This window comes from Streptomyces hygroscopicus subsp. hygroscopicus (assembly GCF_001553455.1).
GTDB classification, from domain to species: domain Bacteria; phylum Actinomycetota; class Actinomycetes; order Streptomycetales; family Streptomycetaceae; genus Streptomyces; species Streptomyces hygroscopicus.
In genome coordinates this window covers 24744-33906 of record NZ_BBOX01000047.1, presented here as the reverse complement: position 1 = coordinate 33906, position 9163 = coordinate 24744, and the positions used below count along the sequence as shown (strand labels likewise).

At 70.0% G+C, this 9163-nt stretch carries 10 protein-coding genes; 8 read left to right on the top strand and 2 right to left on the bottom strand.

The window, feature by feature from the left end; translation table 11 throughout:
* The first annotated feature begins 27 nt into the window (after window positions 1-27).
* Both AXW62_RS06175 and AXW62_RS06170 read left to right on the top strand, forming a co-directional pair.
* Window positions 28-720 (top strand): demethylmenaquinone methyltransferase, encoded by a 693-nt coding sequence (locus tag AXW62_RS06175; RefSeq protein WP_030834872.1) that lies wholly within the window; start codon window positions 28-30, stop codon window positions 718-720.
* Between the two features lie 356 nt (window positions 721-1076).
* Complete coding sequence (locus AXW62_RS06170) at window positions 1077-2387, top strand: geranylgeranyl reductase family protein (protein ID WP_060943597.1); 1311 nt, start codon at window positions 1077-1079, stop codon at window positions 2385-2387.
* A gap of 440 nt (window positions 2388-2827) precedes the next feature.
* On the opposite strand, the gene AXW62_RS06165 is transcribed toward AXW62_RS06170, so the two are convergent.
* Window positions 2828-3610 (bottom strand): VOC family protein, encoded by a 783-nt coding sequence (locus tag AXW62_RS06165; RefSeq protein ID WP_060943596.1) that lies wholly within the window; start codon window positions 3608-3610, stop codon window positions 2828-2830.
* A 230-nt stretch (window positions 3611-3840) separates the two neighbouring features.
* Between AXW62_RS06165 and AXW62_RS06160 the strand changes: the two genes are divergently transcribed.
* On the top strand, window positions 3841-4260 hold the full coding sequence (locus AXW62_RS06160; protein ID WP_030834881.1) for a CBS domain-containing protein: 420 nt from the start codon (window positions 3841-3843) through the stop codon (window positions 4258-4260).
* A gap of 111 nt (window positions 4261-4371) precedes the next feature.
* On the opposite strand, the gene AXW62_RS06155 is transcribed toward AXW62_RS06160, so the two are convergent.
* Entirely contained in the window at window positions 4372-5217 is an 846-nt protein-coding gene (locus AXW62_RS06155; RefSeq protein WP_030834883.1) for a C40 family peptidase, read from the bottom strand.
* A 689-nt stretch (window positions 5218-5906) separates the two neighbouring features.
* Here AXW62_RS06155 and AXW62_RS06150 point away from each other — a divergent pair.
* Genes AXW62_RS06150 through AXW62_RS06130 form a run of 5 tightly spaced genes read left to right on the top strand, consistent with a single transcriptional unit; the run spans window position 5907 to window position 9162 of the window.
* On the top strand, window positions 5907-6266 hold the full coding sequence (locus AXW62_RS06150) for an NADH-quinone oxidoreductase subunit A (protein ID WP_030834888.1): 360 nt from the start codon (window positions 5907-5909) through the stop codon (window positions 6264-6266).
* Between the two features lie 32 nt (window positions 6267-6298).
* A complete protein-coding gene (locus AXW62_RS06145) occupies window positions 6299-6853 on the top strand; it encodes a NuoB/complex I 20 kDa subunit family protein (protein WP_030834891.1) in 555 nt (184 codons plus the stop codon).
* Complete coding sequence (locus AXW62_RS06140; RefSeq protein ID WP_060943595.1) at window positions 6850-7044, top strand: hypothetical protein; 195 nt, start codon at window positions 6850-6852, stop codon at window positions 7042-7044. Before AXW62_RS06145 ends, AXW62_RS06140 begins: the two co-directional genes overlap by 4 nt.
* A complete protein-coding gene (locus tag AXW62_RS06135; RefSeq protein WP_060943594.1) occupies window positions 7037-7780 on the top strand; it encodes an NADH-quinone oxidoreductase subunit C in 744 nt (247 codons plus the stop codon). The genes AXW62_RS06140 and AXW62_RS06135 overlap by 8 nt, the downstream gene beginning before the upstream one ends.
* A complete protein-coding gene (locus AXW62_RS06130; protein ID WP_030834899.1) occupies window positions 7780-9162 on the top strand; it encodes an NADH-quinone oxidoreductase subunit D in 1383 nt (460 codons plus the stop codon). The genes AXW62_RS06135 and AXW62_RS06130 overlap by 1 nt, the downstream gene beginning before the upstream one ends.
* The last annotated feature ends 1 nt before the right edge of the window (window position 9163 follow it).

Sequence of the window (9163 nt, the reverse complement as noted above, 5' to 3'; positions counted from 1 at the left end):
GGGGCGGACGAGGTGAACAATGGGGGCGTGAGCCGAGCATCCCTGGACAAGCAGCCGCATGAAGTCGCCGCCATGTTCGACGGCGTGGCGGCCAAATACGACCTCACCAACGATGTGCTGTCGCTCGGGCAGACCCGGCTGTGGCGCCGGGCGGTCGCCCGGGCCGTGGACGCCCGCGCCGGTGAGCGGGTGCTCGACCTCGCCGCCGGTACGGGAACGTCCTCGCTGCCCTTCCTGGCGGCGGGTGCGTACGTGGTGCCGTGCGACTTCTCGCTCGGGATGCTCCGGGAGGGCAAGAAGCGCCATCCGCGGCTGCCGCTGACGGCGGGTGACGCGACCCGGCTGCCGTTCGCGGACGGGGTCTTCGACGCCGTCACGATCTCCTTCGGGCTGCGCAACGTCCAGGACACCGAGGGGGCGCTGCGCGAGATGCTGCGGGTGACCCGGCCCGGTGGACGCGTCGTCATCTGTGAGTTCAGCCACCCGACATGGGAGCCGTTCCGCACGGTCTACACCGAGTACCTGATGCGCGCGCTGCCGCCGATCGCGACGTCGGTCAGCAGCAACCCGGACGCGTACGTCTACCTGGCCGAGTCCATCCGCGCCTGGCCCGACCAGCCCAGCCTGGCCGCCCGGCTCCGGTCGGCCGGCTGGGAGCGGCCGGCCTGGCGCAACCTCACGAGCGGGGTGGTGGCCCTGCACCGCGCGTACAAGCCCTAAGCGCGTACAAGCCGTAAGCGGCCCGCGCGGGGCGTCAACGCCTGCCCGGACGAGCCGTGAGGCAGGCGCGGGCCCACCGCTCCGGGCCTCCGCGCTCGCCGTAAGGCGGCGGTGCGAACCGTAAGGCGGCGATGCGCGGCGATGCGAACCGTAGGGCGGCGATGCGAACCGTAAGGCGGCGGTGCGCACCGTAAGACAGCTGCGAAACCGTAAGGCCGCCCTGGGCCGCCGTCCCCGGCCGGGCCGACGGGGACTGCGGCCCTTCGCGAGTGCCGGAGTACGCCCCCCAATAGACTGCGACTGTTCAGTGCCCGGCGCGACCGGCACGCCGTTACCGAGGCTTGGGGAGACCCCGCGTGAGCGAGACCGCACCCACCGAGAGCGCGTCCTCCGGGATCTCGGAGCGCAGCGCCGATGTGATCGTCGTCGGCGCCGGGCCGGCCGGCTCCACCACCGCGTACCACCTCGCCAAGGCGGGGCTGGACGTGCTGCTGCTGGAGAAGACGGCCTTCCCGCGGGAGAAGGTGTGCGGCGACGGCCTGACCCCGCGCGCCACCAAGCAGCTCGTGGCCATGGGCATCGACATCTCCGAGGAGGCGGGCTGGCTGCGCAACCGGGGTCTGCGGATCCTCGGCGGTGGCGTCCGGCTCCAGCTGGACTGGCCCGAACTGGCCGCGTACCCCGACTACGGCCTGGTGCGTAAGCGCGACGACTTCGACGAGCAGCTGGCGCGGCAGGCCGGTAAGGCCGGGGCACGGCTGTACGAGCGCTGCAACGTGGGCGCCCCGATCATCGACGAGCGGACCGGCCGGATCACCGGGGTCGAGGCGAAGCTGGGCGAGGAAAAGGTGCCCGTCACCTTCCACGCGCCCCTGGTCGTCGCCGCCGACGGCAACTCCACCCGGCTCTCGCTGGCCATGGGGCTGCACCGGCGCGAGGACCGGCCGATGGGCGTGGCCGTGCGGACGTACTTCACCTCGCCCCGCCATGACGACGACTACCTGGAGTCTTGGCTGGAGTTGTGGGACCGCCGGGGGCCTGAGGACCGGCTGCTGCCCGGCTACGGCTGGATCTTCGGCATGGGCGACGGCACGAGCAATGTGGGCCTCGGCGTCCTCAACACCTCCTCCTCGTTCAAGGAACTCGACTGGCGCGAGATCCTCAAGGCGTGGTGCGCCTCGATGCCGGAGGACTGGGGCTACACCCCGGAGAACATGACCGGCCCGATCCGCGGCGCCGCGCTCCCGATGGCCTTCAACCGGCAGCCGCACTACACCCGCGGACTGCTGCTCGTGGGGGACGCGGGCGGCATGGTCAATCCGTTCAACGGCGAGGGCATCGCCTATGCGATGGAATCCGGTCAGATCGCCGCGGACGTGATCGTCCAGGCCCATGCCCGCGCCACCGCCCCCCAGCGCGAACTGGCCCTCCAGCGCTACCCGAAGGTCCTCAAGGACACCTACGGCGGCTACTACACGCTGGGCCGGGCGTTCGTGAAGCTGATCGGCAACCCGAAGGTCATGAAGCTGGCGACGCAGCGCGGGCTGACGCATCCGATGCTGATGCGGTTCACCCTGAAGCTGCTGGCGAACCTGACGGATCCGACGGGCGGCGACGCGATGGACCGGATCATCAACGGCCTCACCAAGGTGGCCCCGCGGGCCTGAGAAGCCGACTGACGGCCCGGCCCGGCAGGGGGCACGTGCGCGTGCGGGGTTCCCAGGGGCCCCGCCCGCGCCACGGGCACGCGCGGCGGTCCAGCGGCCTCGTCCGCGCCGGGCCGCACGCGCGGCGGTCCAGCGGCCTCGTCCGCGCCAGGAGGGGCGGGGAGGAGATGTTGCCGTCGCTCTCCGGGTGACCCCGGACGTAGCCTGCGCCAGGGGCCCGCGCAGGGGAGCCGAGGCCCCGCCCGGGCCGGGGGCTAGGCTTCGCTCGCCGCACGGGCGGCGGTCCGGCGGTCTCGCCCGCGCGGTGCGCGGAGGAGATGTTGGCCGTCACCCTCCAGGTGGCTCCGGACGTCGCCCGCGCAAGGGTGCGCGCAGGGGAGCTGCCCGGGCCGGGGGCTAGGCTCCGCTCGCCGCACGGGCGGCGGTCCGGCGGCCACCGGCTACGCGCCCGGCCCGCCGCTCGCTATGACGCCGAACGGCGCCCCGCCCACGTCCGTCAGCCAGGCCATCCGGCCGATCCCCTCGGCCGACATGGCCGGCATCAGCACCGAACCGCCCAGGTCCTGCCCCTTCACAACCACCGCGTCGCAGTCCGTCACCTCGAAGTACGGCAGCCACTGCGGCGGTGTCGAGCGCCCCTCCTGGAGCTGGGCGACGCCGCCGAAGGAGCCCTCCCGGCCGGCGCCGGAGGTCATCAGCACCGTGTACGTCCCGCCGGGGAAGGACACCTCCTCGGCGTCCCAGCCGAAGACCTTGCGGTAGAAGGCCAGGTCCCTGGGGGGCTCGGGGGAGTGCAGCTCGGTCCAGCACAGCGTGCCCGGGTCGCTGACCGCCTCCAGCCCGGTCGTCCTGCCGGGCTGCCAGACGGCGAAGCGGGCGCCGCCGGGGTCGGTGAACTGGGCCATCCGCCCCTCGTCGAAGACGTCGAACGGAGCGAGCCGCACCTTGCCGCCCGCCTGCTCGACGGTCTTCGCGGTCGCCTCGGCGTCAGGGGTGTGGAAGTACGGCGTCCAGGCGGGCCGCGCGCCCTCCTCGGTGAGCGGCCCGACGGCGGCGACGGTCCTGCGGTCCAGGCTGAAGAAGCCGTAACCGCCCGCTTCGGGGCCGGCCGACTCGAAGCGCCAGCCCATCAGGGAGCCGTAGAAGGCCGCGGCCGCTTCGATGTCGGAGGCGCCCAGATCGAGCCAGTTGGGGGCGCCGGGCACGTAGTCGGTGGTGAGCATGGGGCGCTCCTTCGACGGTCGGGCGCGAAGGCGCCGAGAAGGTCCGGTGTGCCTCGTTACCCAGTCTGGCACCGGCCACCGACAGCCGCCGCCGGGCTCGACATGACGTCGCCGTGGGCAGGTGGTGACAATGAAGGCGGGGGCGCCGTGCGCGCCAGCCGCGGCGACGCCGGATCGATCGGGCCCACAGGGCCGGCTCCGCCACCGGTGGGCCTGTCAGGAGGTACACCATGACGAAGGCAGCGGACATCATGCACCCGGGCGCGCAGTGGATCCCGGAGGACGAGACCGTGCTGCGTGCCGCCCAACTGATGCGGGACCTGGGCGTGGGCGCCCTGCCGGTCAGCGACAGCAGCGAGCGGCTGTGCGGCATCGTCACCGACCGCGACATCGTCGTCGGCTGCATCGCGGAGAGCTGCGACCCGTCGCAGACGCCGGTGAGCAGGCTCACCAAGGGCACCCCGCGCTGGATCCCCGCGGACGCCGATGTCCGTGACGTCCTGCGGGAGATGGAGCAGCACAAGATCCGCAGGCTGCCGGTGATCGACAAGAACAAGCGGCTGGTCGGAATGATCTCCGAAGCGGATCTGGCCCATCACCTCAGCGACGACCTGCTCGGCGAGTTCGTGGAGAAGGTCTACGCGCAGTAGTCCCTGGAGAAGGTCTACGCGCAGGAGATCGTGGAGTAGGCCTGCGCCAGGAGATCGTGAGGCCGCCGTCCGTGACGGGAACGGCGGCCCCATGAACGGTCGAGTGCCTTACTACAGGACGCGCACGGCCCCGGTGGGCATGTCGTAGTCCAGCGGGCGCTCGACGATCCCGGTGCTCGGGTTCTGGGCGCCGATGAACTTGCCGTCGCCGATGTAGACGCCGACGTGGTACGCGCTGCCGGCGCTGCCCCAGTAGAGCAGGTCGCCCGGCTGCAGGGAGTCCAGCGAGACCTGGGTCCCGGCGGTGGACTGGGCCTGGGAGACCCGCGGCAGGCTCACGCCGATCTGCTTGAAGGCGGCCTGGGTCAGCCCGGAGCAGTCGTAGGAGGACGGACCGCTGGAGCCCATCACATACGCCTTGCCCAGCTGCGCCTTCAGGAAGCTGATCAGCGTCGCGACGTTTCCGGAGGCGTTGCTGACGCCGGCGGTGGACAGCGTGGTGCGCTCGGCGGACCGCGACGCCTTCGCCACCTGGGCGGTCGCCACCTGGGCCTTCGCGGCCTGGGCCTTGGCCTCGGCCGCACGCTTGGCGGCCGCCTTGCGGGCCGCCTCCCGGGCTTCCTTCGCCTTGCGGTCGGCCTCCGCCTTGGCCTTCTTGGCGGCGGTCTTCGCGTGGGCGGCGGCCTGGTCCTGCTGCGCCTGGAGCTCGTAGTCGGACGCCGCCTGCTGGGTGGCGTCGGCGGTCTGGGCGGCCGTGCTCGCCAGTGTGGCGCTGACGGTCGGCATCTCCAGGGTCGAGTCGGTGGCGGCCGCGTTGGACTCGGCGGCGGAGGCGGGCACGGCGGCACCGGCCACCGCGAGGGTGAGGAAGCCACCGGTCACCCCTGCGCGGAGTGCACGAGTGGACGCTGCACGGCGAGGCTTCCGGTGGCTGGGTATGTGTGCGACTGGGGACATAGGTCACTGGCTACCAGGGTCCTTGGGCCCAGATCAACAAAAGTGGGGTCCGCCACACTTGGCGTGTTCACGCCCCAAAAGGGAGCCAAATGATCTTCCTGGCGCGCTCGGCCCGGCCTGCCCGAATTCCTCGATCATGTGTCTACGCACGGCATTTGACGGTCGTGCGGGGTCGCTGGGCGGCCTACCACCGACGCGGCCCACGCACCAAGAATTCCCGTGAAGTCGAGATCCACAACCAGTGTGGGCGTGGGATACCTCACTCGCTCCGACCCGCTCGTGAACATGTGCGCGAAGCGGTGATCAATCGGCGCCGGGACCAAGGTCACTCATGAGAATGGCGGGCCGATATCAGCTGACGCTGTCCATCGCAAATTTGCATGTATGTACCATGTCTTGATAAGGGCGCGACGCGCTCACCTGTGATGACGTCTCCGAATGTCACTACTCGTGGCCGTTCGGATGCTTCACGTACAAGATCACCGCTCACCCGACTTCATGATCCTTCGTCAGGTGGTGGAGATCACAAAGACGTTGTCGTACCCCGTGTCGCAGATCACAGACCGACGGGCATAGGATGCAGGCGAAACGGCTTGTGAACTGCCTCACATGTGCGCGATCTTCGTGGGGCGGCGGCATGTCCGTGCGGTCCGCCAACCAGTCATCGTCGACTGAAGGGAGCGAGGACGGTGAACGCATACGCGCCCATCCTCGTACTGGGAGCCCTCGGGGCAGGTTTTGCGATCTTCTCGGTGCTCATGGCCGCGATCATCGGCCCCAAGCGCTACAACCGGGCCAAGCTCGAAGCCTATGAGTGCGGCATCGAGCCGACTCCGCATCCGGCCGGCGGTGGGCGCTTCCCCATCAAGTACTACCTGACGGCGATGCTCTTCATCGTCTTCGACATCGAGATCGTCTTCCTCTACCCCTGGGCCGTCACCTTCGACGCCCTCGGTCTGTTCGGGCTCGTGGAGATGCTCCTCTTCGTGCTCACCGTATTCGTCGCATACGCCTACGTATGGCGACGCGGCGGCCTGGAGTGGGACTAAAGGGGCTCTAGAGGAGATAGGGGAAACATCGCATGGGACTCGAAGAGAAGCTGCCGAGCGGATTCCTGCTCACCACCGTGGAACAGGCCGCCGGGCTGGCCCGTAAGTCCTCCGTCTTCCCGGCCACCTTCGGCCTGGCCTGCTGTGCCATCGAAATGATGACCACCGGCGCCGGGCGCTACGACCTCGCGCGCTTCGGCATGGAGGTCTTCCGCGGCTCGCCCCGCCAGGCCGATCTGATGATCGTGGCCGGGCGCGTCAGCCAGAAGATGGCCCCGGTGCTGCGCCAGGTCTACGACCAGATGCCGAATCCGAAGTGGGTCATCTCCATGGGCGTCTGCGCCTCCTCCGGAGGCATGTTCAACAACTACGCGATCGTGCAGGGCGTCGATCACATCGTCCCGGTCGACATCTACCTGCCCGGCTGCCCGCCGCGCCCCGAGATGCTCATCGACTCGATCCTCAAGCTGCACCAGAAGATCCGCGAGGAGAAGCTCGGCGTCAACCGCGAGCGCGCGGCCCGTGAGGCGGAGGAAGCGGCGCTGAAGGCGCTGCCGACGATCGAGATGAAGGGGCTGCTCCAGTGAGCGTCGCACGCGAGGCCGCCGGGCTGCGGAGGGTGGCGATGGCCGTGCCTCTGCGCCTCGTGGGCGGAGAAGCGAACGGAGGGGGCGCGGTGAGCGTCGCACGCGAGGCCGCCGGGCTGCGGAGGGTGGCGATGGCCGCGCCTCTGCGACTCATGGGCGGAGAAGCGAAGGAGGAGGAACGCGTTGACTGACGCCAACGGGTCCAACGGGGTCAACCCGGACCAGGACCTCAACGCCGAGAACCTCCCTGGCCACCGCGGCGACCAGGGCGAGCCGATCCGTGTCCAGCGCGGGATGTTCGGCGCCAACAACGGCGGCGACACCACCGGCTACGGCGGGCTGGTGCGCCCCGTACGGCTGCCCGGCCAGGCCACCCGGCCGTACGGGGGCTGGTTCGACGAGGTCGCCGACGAACTCGAGGGCGCGCTCGAGGAGCAGTCGCTGCTTCCGGAGAACGTGATCGAGAAGACCGTCGTGGACCGCGGCCAGCTGACCTTCCACATCGCCCGCGAGCACCTTCCGCGGGTCGCCCGGACCCTGCGCGACGACCCGGCGCTCCGCTTCGAGCTGTGCACCGGCGTCAGCGGAGTGCACTTCCCCGGCGACAAGGGCCGTGAGCTGCACGCGGTCTACCACCTGCGGTCGATCACCCACAGCCGGATGATCCGGCTGGAGGTGAGCGCCCCGGACAGCGATCCGCACATCCCGTCGATCGTCGACGTCTATCCGACCAACGACTGGCATGAGCGCGAGACCTACGACTTCTTCGGCCTGATCTTCGACGGTCATCCCGCGCTGACGCGGATCATGATGCCCGACGACTGGCAGGGCTTCCCGCAACGCAAGGACTACCCGCTCGGCGGCATCCCCGTCGAGTACAAGGGCGCCCAGATCCCGGCTCCGGACCAGCGGAGGTCGTACAGCTGATGACTGCCCCCCACGCCCACCCGTCACCCGGCCACCACCCCTCGACGGGGCCCTCCGGGCCAGGGCCGTCCTCGGCCTCGGCGCGCGAGACGACCGAAGGCACCGTCTACACCGTCACCGGCGGCGACTGGGACGAGGTCGTGGCCGCCGCGGCGAAGGCCGACGACGAGCGGATCATCGTCAACATGGGTCCGCAGCACCCCTCCACCCACGGGGTGCTCCGGCTCATCCTGGAGATCGACGGCGAGACGGTCACCGAGGCCCGCTGCGGAATCGGCTACCTGCACACCGGGATCGAGAAGAACCTCGAGTTCCGGAACTGGACGCAGGGCACCACCTTCGTGACGCGCATGGACTACCTGACGCCCTTCTACAACGAGGCGGCGTACTGCCTGGGCGTCGAGAAGCTGCTCGGCATCGAGGACCAGGTGCCGGACCGGGCCTCGGTGATCCGGGTGCTGCTGATGGAGCTCAACCGGCTCTCCTCGCATCTGGTGGCCATCGCCACCGGCGGCATGGAGCTCGGCGCGACCACCATCATGATCTACGGCTTCCGCGACCGGGAGCTGATCCTGGACATCTTCGAGCTGATCACCGGCCTGCGGATGAACCACGCGTACATCCGGCCCGGCGGGCTCGCCCAGGACCTGCCGCCGGGGACGGTCGACCAGATCCGGGCCTTCCTGAAGACGATGCGCAAGAACCTGGTCGAGTACGACAAGCTCGCCACCGGGAACCCGATCTTCAAGGCCCGGCTGCAGGACGTCGGCTACCTCGACCTCGCCGGCTGTATGGCGCTCGGCGTCACCGGACCGATACTGCGTGCCACCGGGCTGCCGCACGACCTGCGCAAAACCGATCCGTACTGCGGCTACGAGACCTACGACTTCGAGGTGCCGACCGCCGACACCTGCGACGCCTACGGCCGCTTCCTGATCCGGCTGGAGGAGATGCGCCAGTCGCTGCGGATCGTCGAGCAGTGCCTGGAGCGGCTGGAGCCCGGTCCGGTGATGGTCGCGGACAAGAAGATCGCCTGGCCCGCGCAGCTCGCGCTCGGCCCGGACGGCCTCGGCAACTCCCTGGACCACATCAAGAACATCATGGGCACCTCGATGGAGGCCCTGATCCACCACTTCAAGCTGGTGACCGAGGGGTTCAGGGTCCCGCCCGGACAGGCGTACGTGGCGGTCGAGTCGCCCAAGGGCGAGCTGGGCGCACATGTGGTCAGCGACGGCGGCACCCGTCCGTACCGCGTCCACTTCCGTGACCCGTCCTTCACCAATCTGCAGGCCGTGGCGGCGATGTGCGAGGGCGGCCAGGTCGCCGACGTGATCGTCGCCGTCGCGTCCATCGACCCCGTGATGGGAGGAGTGGACCGGTGAC

Excerpts from the sequence above, each read along its gene's own strand:
- AXW62_RS06165 (WP_060943596.1), bottom strand. The coding sequence starts at position 3,610 with ATGCTCACCACCGACTACGTGCCCGGCGCCCCCAACTGGCTCGATCTG.
- AXW62_RS06160 (WP_030834881.1), top strand. The coding sequence starts at position 3,841 with ATGACGAAGGCAGCGGACATCATGCACCCGGGCGCGCAGTGGATCCCG.
- AXW62_RS06155 (WP_030834883.1), bottom strand. The coding sequence starts at position 5,217 with ATGTCCCCAGTCGCACACATACCCAGCCACCGGAAGCCTCGCCGTGCA.
- AXW62_RS06145 (WP_030834891.1), top strand. The coding sequence starts at position 6,299 with ATGGGACTCGAAGAGAAGCTGCCGAGCGGATTCCTGCTCACCACCGTG.
- AXW62_RS06130 (WP_030834899.1), top strand. The coding sequence starts at position 7,780 with ATGACTGCCCCCCACGCCCACCCGTCACCCGGCCACCACCCCTCGACG.